Annotated in this window: 16 protein-coding genes; 12 read left to right on the top strand and 4 right to left on the bottom strand. The window is 65.5% G+C overall.

Annotated elements, in window-relative coordinates; translation table 11 throughout:
* Window position 1 precedes the first annotated feature (1 nt).
* The 12 genes from AC24YW_RS27375 to AC24YW_RS27320 all read left to right on the top strand — a co-directional run bounded on the left by AC24YW_RS27375 (window position 2) and on the right by AC24YW_RS27320 (window position 13,726).
* Window positions 2–1,597, top strand: coding sequence for an ABC transporter substrate-binding protein (locus AC24YW_RS27375; RefSeq protein ID WP_487485638.1), 1,596 nt, complete (start codon window positions 2–4; stop codon window positions 1,595–1,597).
* A 104-nt stretch (window positions 1,598–1,701) separates the two neighbouring features.
* The gene (locus tag AC24YW_RS27370) at window positions 1,702–2,682 is read left to right on the top strand and encodes an ABC transporter permease (protein WP_487485637.1); all 981 of its coding nucleotides are present in this window, start codon (window positions 1,702–1,704) and stop codon (window positions 2,680–2,682) included.
* A 10-nt stretch (window positions 2,683–2,692) separates the two neighbouring features.
* Window positions 2,693–3,664, top strand: a complete 972-nt coding sequence (locus AC24YW_RS27365; RefSeq protein WP_487485636.1) for an ABC transporter permease — start codon at window positions 2,693–2,695, stop codon at window positions 3,662–3,664.
* A 13-nt stretch (window positions 3,665–3,677) separates the two neighbouring features.
* Window positions 3,678–4,664 (top strand): ABC transporter ATP-binding protein, encoded by a 987-nt coding sequence (locus AC24YW_RS27360; protein WP_487485635.1) that lies wholly within the window; start codon window positions 3,678–3,680, stop codon window positions 4,662–4,664.
* Entirely contained in the window at window positions 4,661–5,650 is a 990-nt protein-coding gene (locus AC24YW_RS27355) for an ABC transporter ATP-binding protein (RefSeq protein WP_487485634.1), read from the top strand. Before AC24YW_RS27360 ends, AC24YW_RS27355 begins: the two co-directional genes overlap by 4 nt.
* 87 nt (window positions 5,651–5,737) lie before the next feature.
* Window positions 5,738–7,543: a gamma-glutamyltransferase family protein gene (locus AC24YW_RS27350; RefSeq protein ID WP_487485633.1), complete on the top strand. Its 1,806-nt coding sequence runs from the start codon at window positions 5,738–5,740 to the stop codon at window positions 7,541–7,543.
* 9 nt (window positions 7,544–7,552) lie between these two features.
* Complete coding sequence (locus tag AC24YW_RS27345; protein ID WP_487485632.1) at window positions 7,553–8,263, top strand: DUF1028 domain-containing protein; 711 nt, start codon at window positions 7,553–7,555, stop codon at window positions 8,261–8,263.
* Window positions 8,260–9,249, top strand: a complete 990-nt coding sequence (locus AC24YW_RS27340; RefSeq protein ID WP_487485631.1) for an ABC transporter ATP-binding protein — start codon at window positions 8,260–8,262, stop codon at window positions 9,247–9,249. The genes AC24YW_RS27345 and AC24YW_RS27340 overlap by 4 nt, the downstream gene beginning before the upstream one ends.
* Window positions 9,249–10,355 (top strand): ABC transporter ATP-binding protein, encoded by a 1,107-nt coding sequence (locus AC24YW_RS27335; RefSeq protein WP_487485630.1) that lies wholly within the window; start codon window positions 9,249–9,251, stop codon window positions 10,353–10,355. Before AC24YW_RS27340 ends, AC24YW_RS27335 begins: the two co-directional genes overlap by 1 nt.
* A 22-nt stretch (window positions 10,356–10,377) precedes the next feature.
* The gene (locus AC24YW_RS27330) at window positions 10,378–11,886 is read left to right on the top strand and encodes an ABC transporter substrate-binding protein (protein WP_487485629.1); all 1,509 of its coding nucleotides are present in this window, start codon (window positions 10,378–10,380) and stop codon (window positions 11,884–11,886) included.
* Between the two features lie 10 nt (window positions 11,887–11,896).
* Entirely contained in the window at window positions 11,897–12,838 is a 942-nt protein-coding gene (locus AC24YW_RS27325; RefSeq protein ID WP_487485628.1) for an ABC transporter permease, read from the top strand.
* A gap of 3 nt (window positions 12,839–12,841) precedes the next feature.
* Entirely contained in the window at window positions 12,842–13,726 is an 885-nt protein-coding gene (locus AC24YW_RS27320; protein WP_487485627.1) for an ABC transporter permease, read from the top strand.
* Window positions 13,727–13,804: 78 nt separating this feature from the next.
* Here the strand turns inward: AC24YW_RS27320 and cnbZ are convergent, their stop codons facing one another.
* From cnbZ to AC24YW_RS27300, 4 genes are read right to left on the bottom strand one after another with little or no spacing between them, the layout of a single operon-like run.
* Window positions 13,805–14,551: a 2-amino-5-chloromuconate deaminase CnbZ gene (gene cnbZ, locus AC24YW_RS27315; RefSeq protein WP_487485626.1), complete on the bottom strand. Its 747-nt coding sequence runs from the start codon at window positions 14,549–14,551 to the stop codon at window positions 13,805–13,807.
* Window positions 14,552–14,560: 9 nt separating this feature from the next.
* The gene (locus AC24YW_RS27310) at window positions 14,561–15,811 is read right to left on the bottom strand and encodes an adenylate/guanylate cyclase domain-containing protein (RefSeq protein WP_487485625.1); all 1,251 of its coding nucleotides are present in this window, start codon (window positions 15,809–15,811) and stop codon (window positions 14,561–14,563) included.
* The gene (locus AC24YW_RS27305) at window positions 15,808–16,197 is read right to left on the bottom strand and encodes a response regulator (RefSeq protein WP_487485624.1); all 390 of its coding nucleotides are present in this window, start codon (window positions 16,195–16,197) and stop codon (window positions 15,808–15,810) included. Before AC24YW_RS27305 ends, AC24YW_RS27310 begins: the two co-directional genes overlap by 4 nt.
* A complete protein-coding gene (locus AC24YW_RS27300; protein WP_487485623.1) occupies window positions 16,194–18,776 on the bottom strand; it encodes a sensor histidine kinase in 2,583 nt (860 codons plus the stop codon). The genes AC24YW_RS27305 and AC24YW_RS27300 overlap by 4 nt, the downstream gene beginning before the upstream one ends.
* Window positions 18,777–18,809: the final 33 nt, after the last annotated feature.

The following is an 18,809-nucleotide window of genomic DNA, read 5'->3' as shown; positions in this document are numbered from 1 at the left end:
AATGTCAGTCGGTCAAAGTCTGTTTGCGGCGACGCTCGCCGGTACGCTTGCGTTGGCGGTCTCGCCGGCGTCGAGCCAGACGCTACGCTATGCCAACCAGGGTGACCTGAAGTCGCTCGATCCCTATACCCTGAACGAGAGCACCACCCACGCTCACCTCGGCCACGTCTATCAGGGCCTCACCGCGCGCGACAAGGACCTCAAGATCATTCCGGCGCTGGCGGAAAGCTGGGAAACCCCGGAGCCGACGCGCTGGCGCTTCCATTTGCGCAAGGGCGTGAAATTCCACAACGGCAACCCCTTCACCGCCGACGACGTGGTGTTCTCGGCCGATCGCGTCCGCAAGAAGGGGTCGAACATGCAGACCCGCCTTGCGCCGGACGTGAAGGTGGTCAAGGTCGACGACTACACTGTCGATTTCGTCCTGCCCTCGCCCAATCCCATCCTGCATAACGCGTGGGATGTCTGGTACATCATGAACAAGAAATGGGCCGAGGAGAACAACGTCGTCGATCCGACGCCGGTGGCGGCGACCACGCCGAGCTATGCCTCGCTCAACGAGAACGGCACCGGTCCCTTCATCATCGAAAGCCACCAGCCCGGCGTGAAGACGGTGTTCAAGGCCAATCCCAATTACTGGGGCAAGGTCGAAGGCAATCTGAAGGAGATCGTCTTCACCCCGATCGCCTCCGACGCCACCCGCGTCGCCGCGCTGCTCTCGGGCGAAGTCGACGTCATCGAGCCGGTTCCGATCCAGGACATCTCCCGCGTCGATTCCAGCCCGAACGCCCAGGTGCTGAAGGGACCGGAGCTGCGCACCATCTTCCTCGGCTTCGACCAGATGCGCGATGAGCTGCTCTACTCCAACATCAAGGGCAAGAACCCCTTCAAGGACGCTCGCGTCCGCGAGGCCTTCTACAAGGCAATCGACATCGAGCTGATCAAGACGCGCGTGATGCGCGGGCTGTCGACGCCGTCGGCGCTGATGATCGCGCCGGAACTGTTCGTGCTGTCCAAGGAGTTCACGCGGCCGAAATTCGACCCTGACGGCGCCAAGAAGCTCCTGACCGAAGCCGGTTACCCCGACGGCTTCGAGGTCACCATGGACTGCCCGAACGATCGCTACGTCAACGATGCCGCGATCTGCCAGGCCGTGGTCGGCATGCTCGCCCGCATCGGCGTCAAGATCAATCTGCTGGCGCAGCCGAAGGCGCAGTACTTCGCCAAGGTGCTGAAGCAGGGCGGCTACCAGACCTCGTTCTACCTGCTGGGCTGGACCCCGAGCACGATGGACTCCCACAACGTGCTCTACGACATCATGGGCTGCCGCGACGATGCGAAATCCTCGCGCGGCGAGGCCAATCTCGGCGGTTACTGCAACAAGGAGTTCGACGCCATCACCGACAAGGTGCTGGTCGAAACCGACACCGCCAAGCGCAATCAGCTGATCAAGCAAGCCTACGAAATCGGCATGAAGGACTGGGCCTACATCCCGCTGCACCAGCAGGCGCTGGCCTGGGGCGTATCGAAGAAGGTGAACCTGCCGCAGCGCGCCGACAATCTCGTCATGTTCCACTGGGCAACCAAGAAGGAATAGCGTCGGTTGAACACGAGGTCCCGGCGGCATCCGCCTTCCGGGACCTATTCTTTTCCGGCCGACAAGAACGTCGGCCGCACGCTCATCCAAGGACAGTGGAAGGCATGCTCGCTTTCACGCTTCGCCGCGCCGTTCAGGCCATCGGCGTCATGTTCGCCGTCGGCATCATCGCGTTCTCGATGTTCCGCTTCGCCGGCGACCCCGTCAACCAGATCGTCTCGATCGACACCTCGGCCGCCGAACGCGCGATCGTGCGCAAGTCGCTCGGCCTCGACGATCCCGTGCCGGTGCAGTTCGTGCGCTATTTCGCCGATGCGGCGCAGTTCAAGTTCGGCGTCTCCTACCAGTTTCGCCAGCCGGTCGCGACGCTGTTGATGGAGCGCATGCCCGCGACGCTGGAACTTGCGATCTGTGCGACCGTGTTTGCAATGGTCTTCGGCATCCTGATGGGCGTCTATTCGGCGCTCAAGCGCGATACCGTGCTGGCCAAATTATTCCAGGCGGTCTCGCTGATCGGCATCTCGCTGCCGACCTTCCTGATCGGCATTCTCCTGATCTATCTGTTCGCAGTGACTTTGGGCTGGTTGCCCTCGTTCGGCCGCGGCGAGGTGGTCAAGCTCGGCTGGTGGACGACGGGCCTGCTCACCATGTCGGGACTGAAGGCGCTGATCATGCCGTCGATCACGCTCGGCCTGTTCCAGATGACGCTGATCATGCGGCTGGTCCGCGCGGAGATGCTGGAAGTGCTGCGGACCGATTATATCCGCTTCGCCCGCGCCAGGGGGCTGACCACGCGTGCGATCCATTTCGGCCACGCGCTGAAGAACACGCTGATTCCGGTGATCACCGTAGCAGGGCTCCAGTTTGGCTCGGTTATTGCATTTTCGATCATCACCGAAACCGTGTTCCAATGGCCGGGCATGGGGCTTCTGTTCGTCCAGGCCGTGCAAAACGTCGACATTCCGATCATGGCCGCCTACCTGCTGATGGTTTCGCTGATCTTCGTCACCATCAATCTGGTGGTCGACATCCTCTACACGGTGGTCGATCCGCGCCTGCGCTCGACCGTCGGTCGCGCCGCATAGGGCAGCCAGCATGTCCGACGCAGTCGTCTCCAATTCCGACAAGCAAAGCGCGCAGCCGGTGCAGGCCGCCCATGGCTGGTTCAGCCGCACGCTCGACAGCGACCTGTTCTACTCGTTCCGCCGCTCCAAGCTCACCATGGTGGCTGCGGCCATCACGGTCCTGTTCTTCCTGCTTGCGATCTTTGCATCCGTGCTCGCGGTGCAGAACCCGTTCGATCCGGCACAGCTGCAATTGATGAATTCGCGGATTTCACCGCTGTGGACCGCGGACGGTCAGAGCCCGTTCCTGCTCGGCACCGACGAGCAGGGCCGCGACGTGTTCTCCGCGATTCTCTACGGCATGCGCATCTCGCTCGCCGTGGGCGTCGCCGGCGTGATCTTCGCCGGCGCGCTCGGCATCGCGCTCGGCCTGATCGCCGGCTATTTCGGCGGCGCCGTCGACGGGGTGATCATGCGGATCGCCGACGTGCAACTCACCTTCCCGGCCATCCTGATCGCGCTCCTGGTCAACGGCATCGCGAAATCGATCCTCGGCAACCGACTGGACGCCACCAGCATGCTGGTGGTGCTGGTGATCTCGATCGGCCTGAGCTTCTGGGTGGGCTATGCCCGGACCGTGCGCAGCTCGGTGATGGTCGAGAAGAACAAGGACTACGTGGCCGCCGCGCAACTGATCGGCCTGCCCGCGCCTACGATCATGCTGAGGCACGTGCTGCCGAACACGATGGGCCCGATCCTGGTCATCGCCACCATCAACCTCGCGCTCGCCATCATCACGGAAGCGACGCTGTCCTTCCTCGGCGTCGGCCTGCCCGACACCATGCCCTCGCTCGGCACGCTGATCCGCATCGGAAACAATTACCTGTTCGCCGGCGAATGGTGGATCGTCGCCTTCCCGGGGCTCGCGCTCGCGGCGCTGATCCTGTCGATCAATCTGCTCGGCGACTGGCTGCGCGACGCGCTCAATCCGAAGCTTCGATGAATACGCCTCGTCCATGACCGAACCCGTCCTTTCCGTGCGCGATCTTCACGTGGAGTTCGCCTCCCGCCGCGGCACGCTGCGCGCCATCGACGGCGTCTCCTTCGACATCGCCAAGGGCGAGGTGCTCGGCGTCGTCGGCGAGTCCGGAGCCGGCAAGTCCGTCACCGGCCTCGCGGTGATCGGCCTGATCGATCCGCCCGGCCGCATTGCCGGCGGTGAGATTCATCTCGCGGGCCTGCGCATCGACAATCTGCCGCCGGAGGAGTTGCGCCGTATCCGGGGCAAGCGCATCGGCATGATCTTCCAGGATCCGCTGACATCGCTCAATCCGCTGTACAAGGTCGGCGACCAGATCGTGGAGACGATCCGCACCCACCTCAATCTGTCGGAGTCCGCCGCCCGCCGCCGCGCCATCGATCTGCTCGCCGAGGTCGGCATTCCCGCGCCGGAAAAGCGCATCGACGGCTATCCCCACGAGTTTTCCGGTGGCATGCGCCAGCGCGTGGTGATTGCGCTCGCGATCTGCGCCGAGCCGGAGCTGATCATCGCGGACGAGCCGACCACCGCGCTCGACGTCTCCGTGCAGGCCCAGATCATCTCGTTGATCAAGCGCCTCGGCCGCGATCACGGCACCGCCGTGATGCTGGTGACCCACGACATGGGCGTGATCGCCGAAACCTCGGACCGCGTCGCCGTGATGTATGCCGGCCGTGTCGCCGAGATCGGCCCGGTGCAGGACGTCGTGAAGAATCCGCTGCATCCTTATGCCAAGGGCCTGATGGGCGCGATCCCGACGCTTGCGGGCGAGGACAAGCGCCTGGTGCAGATCCCGGGCTCGATGCCGCGCCTGTCTGCGATCCCGCGCGGCTGCTCGTTCAATCCGCGCTGCGCCTTCGCCTTCGATCGTTGCCGGGTCGAGCGGCCGGAGCCGCTGCCGCGCGGCGCGCAATCCGTCGCTTGCCACCTCTATGACGACGTGCCGGCGGAGAGCGTGGCATGAGCGCCCCCTTCGTCCAGGCCACAAACCTGCGCCGCGTCTTCGACGTCTCGAAACCCTGGCTCAACCGCGTGCTCGAAGGCGGACATCTCGAATATCTCAAGGCGGTCGATCACGTCACCTTCGACATCAGGAAGGGCGAGACGTTTGCCCTGGTCGGCGAGTCCGGCTCCGGCAAGACCACGGTGGCACGCATGGTCGTCGGCCTGCTGCCGCCAAGCGCAGGCGACGTGCTGATCGACGGCGTATCCATGACCGACCCGCGGCAGGCGCCAGCGCGGCGGAAACTGCGCCGGCGCATCCAGATGATCTTCCAGGATCCCTATGCGAGCCTGAACCCTCGCTTCCGCGTCGATGCCATCATCTCCGAGCCGATCCGTGCCTTCGACCTGATCCAGGGCGAGCGCGACATCCAGGCTCGCGTCGGCGAGCTGCTCAGCCTCGTCGGCCTGCATCCGGACGACCGGCTGAAATATCCGCACGAATTCTCCGGCGGCCAACGCCAGCGCATCGCGATCGCGCGCGCGCTCGCCTCCGATGCCGAATTCATCGTCTGCGACGAGCCGACCTCGGCGCTCGACGTCTCCGTGCAGGCGCAGATCCTGAACCTGATGCGCGACCTCCAGGACAAGTTCGGCCTGACCTACATGTTCATCAGCCACAACCTCGCCGTGGTGCGCCACATGGCGAGCCGCGTCGGCGTGATGTATCTCGGCCGTATCGTCGAGATCGCGGACGGACGCGAGCTGTTCGCCAATCCGCGCATGCCCTACACCAAGATGCTGCTGGGCGCCGTGCCTGACCTTGCCATGAGCGGCCGCCAGCGCATTCCGGTCAAGGGCGAGATCCCGAACCCGATCAACCCGCCCTCCGGCTGCGCCTTCAATCCGCGCTGCCCGCTGGCGTTCGATCTCTGCCGCAAGGAGACGCCGGAATTGGTCGACGGCGTCGCCTGCCATGCGGTCAACACCGCGCCGGTCCCGGCGTGACGCGCGCGTGCCATGCAGCCTGCGCATTTGGCGGCGGCGTGACGCTGTGATCAATTGCGCGCGCCGGAAATAAGGTGGTGAAGTCCGATGGGCAGTAATATCAATCCCGATCCGTTCACGACGAGGCCCGAGATCGAGGGCACGTTCGGGGTGGTCGCCACGACGCACTGGATCGCGACCGCCGTCGGCATGGCCGTCCTGGAAAAGGGCGGCAATGCCTTCGATGCCGGCGTCGCCACCGCCTTCACGCTCCAGGTGGTCGAGCCGCATCTGAACGGTCCCGGCGGCGATGTCCCGATCATCGTTCATGACGTCAAGCGCGGCCGCACCGAGGTGATCTGCGGCCAGGGCCCGGCGCCGGCGCGGGCCACCATCGCGCATTATAGAAGCGAAGGCCTCGACATGGTGCCGGGCACGGGCCTGCTCGCCGCCTGCGTTCCCGGCACTTTCGAATCCTGGATGATGCTGCTGCGCGACTACGGCACGATGCGCGTGCGCGACGTGCTGGAGCCGGCGATCTCCTACGCCCGCGACGGTTATCCCCTGGTCGAGCGCGCCTGCGCCACGATCCAGACCGTCGAACAGCTATTCCGCAAGCACTGGCCGACCTCGGCCGCGGTGTACCTGCCGAACGGCGAGGTGCCCAGACCGGGCACGCTGTTCACCAACAAGATGCTGGCTGCGACCTACGCCCGGATCCTGAGCGAGGCGGAAAGCGGCGGCGGTGGCCGCGATGCCGAGATCGAGCGCGCACGCAAAGCGTGGTCGCAAGGCTTCGTCGCGGAAGCCATCGACAAGTTCTGCCGGACGGAGGAGGTGATGGACGTCAGCGGCTCGCCGCATCGCGGCGTGCTCTCGGCCGACGACATGGCGCGCTGGCAGCCGACCGTCGAGGCTCCGCTCACCTATGATTACGGTCGCTACACCGTCTGCAAGGCCGGCGTCTGGAGCCAGGGTCCGGTCACCCTGCAACAGCTCGCGCTGCTGAAGGGCTTTGCGCTCGACGGGCTCGACCCGACCGGGCCCGAGTTCATCCATCTCCAGATCGAATGCGCCAAGCTCGCCTTCGCCGACCGCGAAAAATTCTACGGCGATCCCAAGTTCAACGAGATCCCGATCGAAACGCTGCTGTCGGATACCTACAACGACGAGCGCCGCAAGCTCGTCACCGACAAGGCTTCGCTCGATTTCGTTCCTGGCTCGGTCGAAGGCTTCGGCGGCGTCGTCAAGCTGCGTCGCGCCGAGGGCCAGCGCGAGGCGGTCGGCGCGCTCGGCGCTGGCGAACCGACCGTGGGACGCTTCGGCGAGGTGCGTGGCGACACCGTGCATTTCGACATCATCGACAGGGACGGCAACATGGTGTCGTCGACGCCGTCGGGCGGCTGGCTGCAATCCTCACCGATCATTCCCGAGCTCGGCTTTTGCCTCGGCAGCCGCGCTCAGATGTTCTGGCTGGAGGAAGGTCATCCCGCCGCGCTCGCCCCGGGCAAGCGGCCGCGCACCACCCTCTCTCCGACCATGGCGCTGCGCGATGGCGAGCCCTACCTCGCCTGGGGCTCGCCCGGCGGCGATCAGCAGGACCAGTGGATCACGCAATTCTTCCTGCGCCACGTCCATTGCAACCTCAATCTCCAGGAAGCGATCGACGCGCCGGCCTGGCATTCCGAGCATTTCCCGATCTCGTTCTGGCCTCGCACCGCGCGTCCCGGGGTCCTCGTGGTCGAGAACCGCGTGCCGAAAGCGACCATCGAGAACCTGCGCGAGCGCGGACATATCGTCGAGGTCGGCCCCGACTGGTCCGAAGGCCGCCTCACGGCGGCCTCACGCGTGGGTCCGCGCCGGCGCGCCGCCGCCAATCCGCGCGGCATGCAGGGCTACGCGGCGGGACGCTGAAGGCAGCATATGACCTGGTCGATCATCGCGCGCGATCCTGCCACCGGCCAGCTCGGCATTGCGGTTGCGACCCGCTTCTTCGCGGTCGGCGCGCGCGTGCCCTACATCGCCGCCGGCCTCGGCGCCATCGCGACGCAGGCCTTCGTCAATCCCTATTACGGCATCGACGGCGTCAAGCTGTTGCGTGAGGGCCTCAACGCCCACGACGTGCTCGCCACGCTGCTGGCGGCCGATGACGGCCGCGAGAGCCGACAGGTCCATATCATGGATGCCAGCGGCGCAATCGCCGCGCATACCGGGCGCGACTGCGTCGATTGGTGCGGTCACGTTGCCGGCAGCGGCTTCTCGATCGCCGGCAACATGCTCGCCGGGGCCGACGTCCTCGACGAGACAGCAAAGACCTTTATCGCGAGCGACAGCCTGCCCTTCCCGCGCCGTCTGCTCGCGGCGATGCGCGCCGGCGAAGCCGCCGGCGGCGACAAGCGCGGCAAGCAATCGGCCGCGCTCGTGATCCACGGCGAGGAGGAATGGCCGGCCCTCGACATTCGCGCCGACGATCATCCCGATCCGCTCGGTGAGCTCGAACGGCTCGAGCGCGTCAGCCACGAGCTCTGGGTGCACTTCCGCGCCTCCATGCCGACGCGGCAGAACCCGGCCGGCAACACCGATCGCAGCGTCATCGACGCCAGCATCGAAGCGGCGCGCGCGAGACGATCATGAGCGCCAGCCCTCTCATCGAGATCAAGGACCTGCGTATCCGCTTTCATGGCGACGACGGCCGCATCACCCACGCGGTCGACAGCGTCGATCTCAGCGTCGCCAATGGCGCGACGCTTGGCCTCGTCGGCGAATCCGGCTGCGGCAAGAGCGTGACGTCGCTGGCGATCATGGGCCTGCTGCCGAAGCAGAGCGCGGAAATCACTGGCGCGATCCGCTTCGACGGTTTCGACCTGCTGACCACGCCGGACCAGACGCTGCGCGATCTGCGCGGCAACCGGCTGGCGATGATCTTCCAGGAGCCGATGACCTCGCTCAATCCGAGCTTCACGATCGGCGACCAGATCGTCGAGACGATCCTGCGTCACCGCGGCGGCTCGCGGAAGGGCGCGCGCGAGCGCGCGATCGAGCTGTTGCGCCGGGTCCATATCCCTTCGCCCGAGCGTCGCATCGACGACTACCCGCACAAGCTCTCCGGCGGCATGCGCCAGCGCGTGATGATCGCGATGGCACTCGCCTGCGACCCGCGGCTGCTGATCGCGGACGAGCCGACCACCGCACTCGACGTGACCCTGCAGGCCCAGATCCTTGAGCTGATGCGCGAGCTGAAGGCCGCGAGCGGCGCCGCGATCATCCTGATCACCCACGATCTCGGCGTCGTCGCCGAGGTCTGCGACGAGGTCGCGGTGATGTATGCCGGCGAGATCGTCGAGCGCGCGCCGGTCGATGAATTGTTCTCCGCGCCGCAGCATCCCTACACGGTCGGCCTGCTCGGCTCGATCCCGCGGCTCGACCACCGCGCCGAGCAGCTTGCGACGATCGAAGGCATGGTGCCGAACATGGCACAGCCGCCCGCCGGTTGCCGCTTCGCCCCGCGTTGTCCCTTCGTGCTCGACGCCTGCACCAGGGCGCCGCCGCCGCTGGTCGAAGTCAGTGTCGGCCATCTCTCGCGGTGCATCCGCGCGCCGCTAGAACTCCTGGTGTCGTGATGGCGCTGCTCGAGGTCAACGGCCTGGTCAAGCATTTCGTCGCGCAGCGTTCGCTGCTCGGCCGCGCGCTGGCGCACGTCAAGGCGGTCGATGGCGTGTCCTTCTCGCTTGCGGCCGGCAAGACGCTGGCGCTGGTCGGCGAATCCGGTTGCGGCAAGTCCACCGTCAGCCGCCTGGTGCTGCGGCTGATCGAGCCGGATGCCGGCACGATCCGCTTCGACGGCCGCGACCTGCTCGCGCTCGACGCCGGGGCCCTGCGCGCCTTCCGCCGCGAGGCGCAGATCATCTTCCAGGATCCCTACGCCTCGCTCAATCCACGCATGACGGTCGGCCAGATCCTGACCGAGCCGCTGGCGCTGCACGATCTAGTGCCGCCGGCGCGGCGGGCCGAGCGCGTCGCCGAACTGCTGCGGCTGGTCGGGCTGGAGGCGCGCCTCGCCCGCCGCTATCCGCATGAATTCTCCGGCGGCCAGCGCCAGCGCATCGCCATCGCCCGCGCGCTCGCGGTCGAGCCGAAGCTCATCATCTGCGATGAGCCGGTCTCGGCGCTCGACGTCTCGATCCGCTCGCAGATCCTCAATCTCCTGCGCGAGCTGCAGGACCGGCTCGGGCTCGCCTACATTTTCGTCTCGCACGACCTCGCCGTGGTCAAGCACATCGCCGACCACGTCGCGGTGATGAATCTCGGCCAGATCGTCGAGACCGCGGAAGCCGACGCGCTGTTCGCCGCGCCGCGCCATCCCTATAGCCGGGCGCTGCTGTCTGCGATCCCGCTGCCGCAGCCGAAGGCGAAACGAACGACGGTGCTGCTGGAGGGTGAAATCCCGAGCGCGCTCAATCCGCCCAGCGGCTGCCGCTTTCACACCCGCTGCCCGTTCGTGATCGAGCGCTGCCGCAATGAGGCGCCTGCGCTCCTGGCCGATCGCACGGGCCACGCCACTGCCTGTCACCGCACCGCGGAACTGCCGTCTGCCGACGCCATTCTGCCCACCGCCGGCGGGTTTTCGCCGGCGCTTGCAAAACTGGTCGCCGCCTTCAGCGAAAAGACGGAAGGCAGCAGCTCCGCCGGGGTTGGTATACAGTGCGCCGCGCCCGCAACGAAATAGCCGAAGCAATGGGGATTGACCGATGAAGATGTTTCGCTTGGCCGCAACAGCCGCCGCTGTGCTGATGTCGATCGGGGCCGCACAGGCCCAGACCACGCTGCGCATCGGCCTCGCCGAGGACCCCGATATCCTCGACCCCACGATGGCGCGTACCTATGTCGGCCGCATCGTGTTCTCCTCCTTCTGCGACAAGCTGTTCGACATCGACGACAAGCTCAACATCGTGCCGCAGCTCGCGCTCTCGAGCGAAACCGCCGACGACGGCAAGGCGCTGGTCATCAAGCTGCGGCCCGGCGTGAAATTCCACGACGGTGAGCCGTTCGATGCCGAGGCCGCAAAATTCTCGCTGGAGCGGCATCTGACGTTCACCGGCTCGTTCCGCAAGCCGGAGCTCGCCTCGGTCGATCACGTCGAAATCGTCGATCCCCTCACGATCAAGCTGGTGTTGAAGTCGCCGTTCTCGCCCCTGCTCGCTCAGCTCACCGACCGCGCCGGAATGATGATGTCGCCGAAGGCGGCCAAGGAGGCCGGCGACAAGTTCGGCCTGCGCCCGGTCTGCGCCGGCCCCTACAAGTTCGTCGAGCGCGTGCAGCAGGACCGCATTGTGTTCGAGAAATTCACCGACTACTGGAACAAGGAGAACGTCTTCATCGACAAGATCGTGTTCCAGCCGATCGTGGATGCCACCGTGCGGCTCGCAAACCTGAAATCCGGTGGCCTCGATCTGATCGAGCGCGTGCTCGCCACCGATCTCAAGGAGGTGCGCGCCGATTCGCGGCTGAAGGTCGCGACCGCCATCGAGCTCGGCTATCAGGGCATCACGCTCAACATCGGCAAGGACAAGGCCAAGGGCCCGCTCAGCCAATCCGCCAAGGTGCGGCAGGCACTCGACTGGTCGATCGATCGCGAGGCAATCAACCAGGTGGTGTTCAACGGCGAATTCAAGCCGGGCAACCAATGGGTCAATCCCGATCACCCCTATTATCAGGGCGCATTTCCGATCCACGGCCGCGACATCGTCAAAGCCAAGGCCCTCCTGAAGGAAGCCGGCGTCACTGGGCCAGTCAGCGTTGACTTCCTGGTACCAAAGGGTGCCGAAACCGAAGCGGTGGCTCAAGTGGTGCAATCCATGGCGAGTGAGGCGGGCTTCGATATGAAGATCCGCGTCACCGAGTTTGCGACGTCGCTGAAGCAGGCCGAGTCCGGCGAATACCAGGCCTTCATGCTGGCATGGAGCGGACGCATCGATCCCGATGGCAATTCCTACGTGTTCCTGCGCAAGGATGCGCCGCAGAACTACAGCGCCTGGGCTAATGCCGACGCGGACAAGGCGCTCGACGATGCCCGCCGTACGTCGGACATGGCTCAGCGCAAGGCCGCCTACGAGAGACTTGCGAAGCTGGAGCTGGAAGATCACGCCATCCTCTACCTCTATCACCGCCGCATCATCATCGCGCACACGACCAAGCTCGAAGGCTACAGGCAGATGCCCGACGGCCTCGTTCGCGTTGTCGGCCTCAAGCTGAAGTGACGCTGCGAGGATGCTGAACTTCCTCGCCCGCCGCCTTGCGCAGATCGTGCCGACGCTGTTCTTCGTCTCGGTGCTGATCTTCTCGCTGCAGCAATTGCTGCCGGGTGACCCCGCGCTGGTGATGGCGGGCGAAGAGCGCGATCCCGCCGTGATCGAGCAGATCCGCCGCCAGTACCGGCTCGATCAGCCCGTCCCGGTGCAGTACGCCTACTGGATCAAGGGCGTGCTCTCGGGCGATTTCGGCGAGTCGCTGCGCAACAAGATGCCGGTGCGCGAGTTGATCGCGCAGAAGCTGCCGGTGACGCTGCAGCTCGGCTCGATGGCGATCGTGATCGCGCTGCTGATCGGCATTCCCGCAGGCATCGTCGCGGCCGTGAAGAAAGGTTCGGCCTGGGACTACGGCGCGAACCTGTTTGCGCTGTGGGGCATCTCGACGCCGAACTTTTGGCTCGGGATCATGCTGATCTTCCTGTTCTCGATCGAGCTTGGATGGCTCCCGGCTTCCGGCTACGTGCCGCTCACCGAGAACTGGCGCGCGAGCTTGGCCGTCACCATCATGCCGGCCTTCGTTCTCGGCAATGCGATCGCCGCGATCCTCATGCGGCATACGCGCAGCGCCATGCTTCAGGTCCTCGAAAGCGACTACGTGCGCACCGCGCGCGCCAAAGGACTGTTGGAGCGCTCCGTCATCCTCAAGCACGCCATGCGCAATGCGCTGACGCCCGTCATCACACTCGGCGCGCTCGAGCTCGGCACGCTGCTCTCCGGCGCGGTTCTGACCGAGCAGATCTTCTCCATTCCCGGCTTCGGCAAGCTGATCGTGGATGCCGTATTCAACCGCGATTATGCCGTGGTGCAGGGCGTCGTCCTGGTGACCGCCACGGTCTACATCACGCTGAATCTGGTGGCCGACATCGCCTATATCCTGGTCAATCCGCGGCTTCGGGGCTGATCCATGACCGACGCCGCGCTCCCGCGCCCCCTCATGAAAGCCGACCAGCTGGATAGCCCGGCCCGCCGCGCGCTTCGGCGGCTGTTCAAGCGCAAGGCGGCGGTGTTCGGGCTCGTCGTGCTCACGACATTCATCGTCCTTGCCCTGCTCGCCCCGCTCATCCTGCCCTATGATCCCATCGCGACGAGCTGGAGCCTGGTGCGCAAGCCGCCGAGCCCGTCCCACTGGTTCGGCACCGACGAACTCGGCCGCGACATCCTCAGCCGCGTCGTCTACGGCGCGCGCGCCTCGCTGCTCGCAGGCCTGATCTCGGTTGCGATCGCGCTCGGCATCGGTGTGCCGCTCGGTCTCCTTGCCGGCTACCGCGGCGGCTTCACCGACGCGCTGATCAGCCGCATCACCGATGCGATGCTGGCCTGCCCGTTCCTGATCCTGGCAATCGCGCTCGCCGCATTCCTCGGCCCGAGCCTCGGCAATGCCATGATTGCGATCGGCATCTCGGCAGCGCCGATCTTCATCCGCCTGACCCGCGGCCAGGTGCTCGTCGTCAAGGCCGAAGACTATGTCGAGGCCGCGCGCGCGCTCGGCAATCCGCCGTGGCGGATCGCGCTCTCGCACATCCTGCCGAACATCCTGCCGGCGCTGCTGGTGCAGGCGACGCTCTCGATCGCTGCGGCGATCATCGCCGAGGCCGCCCTCTCCTTCCTCGGTCTCGGCCAGCAGCCTCCGGCGCCGTCCTGGGGCAGCATGCTCAACGCGGCACAGCGCTTCCTGACCCAGGCGCCCTGGATGGCAATCTGGCCGGGCCTTGCGATCTTCCTCGTCGTGCTGTCGCTGAACCTGCTCGGCGACGGCCTGCGCGATGCGCTCGACCCGAGGCAGAGGTAGAAGCAACAACGCTAGCCGATGGTGCTGTTCGTTCACCTCTCCCGTAGGGAGAGGTGAAGAGCGAGCTCCGTCACCGGCTCAGATCACCACTTCCCGCAGCACGCGGCGGCAATCCATCTCGAATTCCAGATCGACCACCGGCGGACGGGCGAAATGCCAGGTCAGCCCGGAGCGGAGCGCGCCGCGGCGCACCAGCTCGTCCACCAGCGCGTGGTGAAAGTCGTGCACGGAATAGGCCTGCACGCCGGTCGTATCCTTCCAGCCGAAGCCGAAGGCCGCCATCCGGTTTTCCATCTGCGACGTGGTGGTGAAGCGCACCTTCTCGCGCAGCCCCTCCGGGCTGAGGTCGCGGTAGCGCACCGTGCGCTCGACATAGGTGCCGCTGCCCTCGCGCGCCTCGGCGCCGCCGGCGATGACGAAGCTCGGCAAACTCGACCGCGTCGGACGCGTGAAGGAAAACGCATAGAACGACGGTTCGGACGGCGGATCGATCTCCGGACAGACATTGCTGCGCGCCACCGGATTGGTGGTGCCGTCGAAGATACCCCATTCGGACAGCGTCTTCACATAGTGCAGGTTGAACGCGCGAAAGCCTTCCTCGCTGAAGGCCGCGGGCGAGCGCAGCTCGCAGGCGCAGAACGCCGTCAGCGGGCGCCCCGCCTCCTGGATGAACTTTGCCGCCAGCGCAAACCCTTCCGCGAGCGGCACCAGGCGGTCGAACCGGACCCGCTCGATCTCGTAGCCCTCATCCGCGGCGGCACCGGCGGAATATTGGAATACGGACGGAATGAAACGATAGTTGCCGGCCGAGAATTCGCGCGTCATGACGGACTCCTATTCCAGTTGCATGCGAGTGCCTTTGGCGCCGTTGAGCAGGCGCTTCAGGTGAAATCCGGCCAGCGGATCGTCGGCGTGCATGCCGACCAGCGCGGCGAAGGCCGGCATGGCGGCGGCATCGCCGGCCTCCATCTTGGCAAAGGCTTCGGCATATTGCGCCGTCGCCGGCGCTTCGAACCTCGCCTGCGGCAGCGGCTCGAACGCGCGCAGCGGCTCGCTGCGTCCGCGCAGCATCAGGTCGCCCACGGGGCGGCCGCAAAAGTTTTCGGCTCCCTTCGCAACGCTGGCGCTGACGCAAATGCGCGTTCCCAGGTGCTTGTTCGCCGCCTCCAGCCGGGCCGCAATATTGATGGTGTCGCCATAGGCGGTGTAGTCGAAGAAGCGGTTGCCGCCGAAATTGCCGACCAGCGCCGGACCGGCATGGGCACCGATGCGGGTGGCTCCGAAATTCACGCCTCTTGCCTTCCAGCGCGCCGAGAAGTCCTCTGCCCAGGCGTCGAGAGCATGGGCACAGGCGACCGCACGCGTTGCATAGTCCGGCTGGTCGCCGGGGGCGTTGAACAGCACCTGGATCGCATCGCCGATGATCTTGGCCACCGTCCCCTCATGGGCGAAGACGATCTCGGTCATGCCGCCGACATATTCGTTGAGGAGCTCGCCCAGCGTCTGCGGAGGCGCGGTCTCGACCAGCGAGGTGAAGCCGGTGATATCGGTGAAAAGGGTGGCGACATCACGCCACTGCACCTCCATGCCGTCGCCATCGACGTCCCCGGCCAGCCGCCTTGCGATCTCAGGCGAGAAGAAGCGCGACAGCGAGGCGTGGGCGCGCTCGGCCTCCATCTGGCGTCGCCGCACTTCGCGCAGCATCTCCACGTGGCGGACGGTCTTCTCGATCGTGGTTTCCAGGTCGGCGAAGTCGATCGGCTTGGTCAGGAAGTCGAACGCACCACGGTTCATGGCGGTGCGGATGTTGCTCATGTCGCCGTAGGCCGAGACGATGATGGTCGACTTCTTCTCCTCGGCTTCCTGGAGCTTTGCGAGCAGCGACAGGCCGTCCATACGCGGCATGTTGATGTCGGAGACCACCATGTCGACATGCGGATTTTGCTCCAGTGCTTCCAGCGCCTCCAGGCCGTCGCGCGCGAAGATCAGCGCAAGCTGCCCATCGCGGATCCGCCTGCGGAATTTCTGCAGGATCAGCGCCTCGAGATCCGGCTCGTCGTCGACGAAGAGGATGGTCGCAGTCATGCGGCTTGCTCGAGCCTCGTGTCGATCTCCCGGCGCAGCAGCGCAAAGTCGATCGGCTTGGTGAGGAGCCCGACGGCGCCCCGTTCGATCGCCTTGCGGCGCGTCTCGGCATCGCCATAGGCCGTGATCATGATGACGGGAACGTCCGGATGGGCCGCACGCACCTTCGGCAGCATGTCGAGACCGCTCATCCCGGGCATGTTGATGTCGGACAGGATCAGGATCAGCGAGGGATCACGTACCTCGGCGGCGCGCTCGAGCGCCTCGGGCGCCGAAAGTGCAAACTCCATCTGAAACCGGCCGGCGCGCAGGTCGCGCCGGAACTGCTGCCGAAACAGTGCCTCGACGTCGGGCTCGTCATCGACGACCAGGATGTAAACGTTCAAGACTTTCCTCCGGAAGTGTCGCCCACTGCCATCGTCCGCGGCAGCGTGATGATGAATTCGGTGAATACACCTTGTGTGGTGTTCACGTCGATCGTGCCGCCGTGCTGTTTCACCACGATGTCGTGGCTCATGGAAAGACCTAAACCCGTGCCCTCGCCGGCCGGCTTGGTGGTGAAGAAGGGATTGAACATCTTTTCCTTCACCCCGGCTGGAATCCCGGTGCCGTTGTCGCGGATCCGGATCTGGACCCTGTCTCCGAGATTCTCCGTTGCCGCGCGCAAAGTGGGCTCGAACGCGTCGCCCTCGTTCTCCTTGCGCTTGGCCGCGGCATAAAAACCGTTCGAGATCATGTTCAGAAAGACGCGCGTGATCTCCTGTGGATAGACCTCGATCATACCGGCATCCGGGTCGAAATCGCGCTGAAGCGTGACGTTGAAGGCAGGCCTTTCGGCGCGCGCGCCGTGATAGGCGAGATTGAGGCTCTCCTCGACCACCGCATTGATGTCGACGGCGCGATGCTCGCCGGAACCCTGACGCGAATGCAGCAGCATGTTCCTGACGATGGAATCGGCGCGCTTGCCGTGCTGCACCACCTTGTCGAGATTGGCCCTGAGCATACCGGTCAGCTCGTCGACCTCCTCCTTCGTCTTGCCGTCGAGCGCGGCCGATTGCAGGATCTCGTTGAGCTCGTCGATCAGCTCGGTCGAGACCGCGGAAAAATTGTTGACGAAGTTGAGCGGGTTCTTGATCTCATGGGCGATGCCGGCGGTGAGCTGTCCGAGGGAAGCGAGCTTCTCGGTCTGAACCAGGCGGCCCTGCGCGGTGCGCAGCTCATCGAGCGACTGCGACAGCTCTCTTGTGCGCTCCTGGACCTCCTCAAACAATCGGACATTCTCGATCGCGATCAGGGCCTGATCGGCAAAGGTGGTGGCGAGTTCGATTTGCTTCTCGCTAAATGGACGCACCACGTGTCGCGTCAAGACGAATACCCCGATCGGGACCCCCTCCCGAAGCAAAGGCACACCAAGCATTGTACGCACGTTGGATCGCCTGCGAGCGGACGAGGGTGCAAATTCCGGATCGACCCGCACATCCGGGACATGGACTGTCTTTCGATCGAGCAGCGTGCGTCCAACCACGCTTCCCCGCTCGGGCACGGAGGCGAAAGTCCGCAGCTTGTTCTCCTGTTCCGGGTCAAGCCCGCAGCTTGCGGCCAAATAGAAGACTCCACCACGAGGGCGAAAGATCGTCCCTTCATCCGCGTCACACAGGCGAGCCGCTGACCCGACGAGCGTGTTGAGCACGGCTTGCAGGTCGAACGCCGAGCGGCTGATGACCTTCAGCACGTCGGCGGTCGCAGTCTGCTGCTGCAAGGCCTCGCTCAATTCCGCCGTGCGCCGTTCGACCTTGTTCTCGAGGTCAGCGTAGGATTCCTGCAAGCGCGCGCCCATCTCGTTGAACTGATCGGCGAGGCCTTCGAGCTCGTCGCCGGTCTTGATCGAGATGCGCTGGGAGAAGTCGCCGCCGCCCATCCGCTCCGCGCCGCTGCGCAGTGCCTGGATCGGCCCGACCATGCGGCGCGCCAGGAAAACGCCGGCGAGAACCGCGAAAATCGACGCCACGAGCAGCACGATCGCGAGCCGCTGCAACGAGGCGTAGAGCGAAGCATAGGCCTCTTCGACGGGAAGCTCCACGAACATGGTCCAGCCCAGCGGCGGGATCGGGGCCGAGGCTGTCAGAACCGTCTGCCCCTGGATGTTGGTCGCCTGTTGCAACGAGTCCGGCATGGTGCCGCCACCAGCCCGGGCACCCCGGACCTGCGCGAGGCCGGACATGTCGGTGTTGCGCAGCACGAGACTGATGTCGGGGTGCGCGATCAAGCGGCCCTCCGGGCCGACCACGTAGGCGTTGCCGTGCTCGCCGACCTTGATCTGGGACACGACGTCCCAGATCAGCTTGAGATTGACCTCGGCGATGCTGACGCCGGCATCCTTGCGTGCGCCCGCAAGCGCCAGCGTCATATAGGGCTCGGACTCCCGGCGGAAATAGACCGGCCCGTAATAGACCTTGCGGGCGACCGCCTCGGTGAACTTCGGATCGCTCGACAGGTCGATCCCGCTGTCGAGCGCGTCCATCGCCAGCCGCGAGACCCGCAGCCGCTCCTTGCCGGTCGAATCCACCTGGGCCAGCTCGGTGATCGCCGGGACCTGGCGCAACAGGCGCAGCGCGTCGAACCGGCGCTGCTCGATCGAACCACCGGACCAGGGCAGTTGCGTGGTCCAGCCGAGCTGGCTCTCGATCTCCTTGACGAACTGGCCGATCTTGGCCGCGGCCGCCTCGGCCTGCTCGTGCTGGACTCTGATCAGCGAAGCCTTGTGCTCGCGATAATAGAAGAAGACCTCGAACAGGCCATTGGCGAGCAGCGCAATGGCGACGACGGCCACGAACAGCGCGACGTATTTGGCGAAGAGCCGCGTCCGGATTCCGCGCCCCGCCGTGTCGCCGGAGGCGGCCTCACCCGGGGCCGCGCTCGGCAGTGTCCCGGCTCGAGGTGTATCGGGGTGGAGGGACAGGCTCATCCCAAGGAACCTAGCAAGAAGACCGGACCTTGT

This window comes from Bradyrhizobium sp. USDA3516 (genome assembly GCF_057651995.1).
The sequence above is the reverse complement of the archived record's forward strand: the minus strand, read 5'-3'. Positions and strand labels throughout refer to the sequence as shown.

Bases quoted from the DNA above. Each gene is read 5' to 3' on its own strand.
- AC24YW_RS27375 (WP_487485638.1), top strand. From the start codon at position 2: ATGTCAGTCGGTCAAAGTCTGTTTGCGGCGACGCTCGCCGGTACGCTT.
- AC24YW_RS27370 (WP_487485637.1), top strand. From the start codon at position 1,702: ATGCTCGCTTTCACGCTTCGCCGCGCCGTTCAGGCCATCGGCGTCATG.
- AC24YW_RS27365 (WP_487485636.1), top strand. From the start codon at position 2,693: ATGTCCGACGCAGTCGTCTCCAATTCCGACAAGCAAAGCGCGCAGCCG.
- AC24YW_RS27360 (WP_487485635.1), top strand. From the start codon at position 3,678: ATGACCGAACCCGTCCTTTCCGTGCGCGATCTTCACGTGGAGTTCGCC.
- AC24YW_RS27355 (WP_487485634.1), top strand. From the start codon at position 4,661: ATGAGCGCCCCCTTCGTCCAGGCCACAAACCTGCGCCGCGTCTTCGAC.
- AC24YW_RS27350 (WP_487485633.1), top strand. From the start codon at position 5,738: ATGGGCAGTAATATCAATCCCGATCCGTTCACGACGAGGCCCGAGATC.
- AC24YW_RS27345 (WP_487485632.1), top strand. From the start codon at position 7,553: ATGACCTGGTCGATCATCGCGCGCGATCCTGCCACCGGCCAGCTCGGC.
- AC24YW_RS27340 (WP_487485631.1), top strand. From the start codon at position 8,260: ATGAGCGCCAGCCCTCTCATCGAGATCAAGGACCTGCGTATCCGCTTT.
- AC24YW_RS27335 (WP_487485630.1), top strand. From the start codon at position 9,249: ATGGCGCTGCTCGAGGTCAACGGCCTGGTCAAGCATTTCGTCGCGCAG.
- AC24YW_RS27330 (WP_487485629.1), top strand. From the start codon at position 10,378: ATGAAGATGTTTCGCTTGGCCGCAACAGCCGCCGCTGTGCTGATGTCG.
- AC24YW_RS27325 (WP_487485628.1), top strand. From the start codon at position 11,897: ATGCTGAACTTCCTCGCCCGCCGCCTTGCGCAGATCGTGCCGACGCTG.
- AC24YW_RS27320 (WP_487485627.1), top strand. From the start codon at position 12,842: ATGACCGACGCCGCGCTCCCGCGCCCCCTCATGAAAGCCGACCAGCTG.
- cnbZ (WP_487485626.1), bottom strand. From the start codon at position 14,551: ATGACGCGCGAATTCTCGGCCGGCAACTATCGTTTCATTCCGTCCGTA.
- AC24YW_RS27310 (WP_487485625.1), bottom strand. From the start codon at position 15,811: ATGACTGCGACCATCCTCTTCGTCGACGACGAGCCGGATCTCGAGGCG.
- AC24YW_RS27300 (WP_487485623.1), bottom strand. From the start codon at position 18,776: ATGAGCCTGTCCCTCCACCCCGATACACCTCGAGCCGGGACACTGCCG.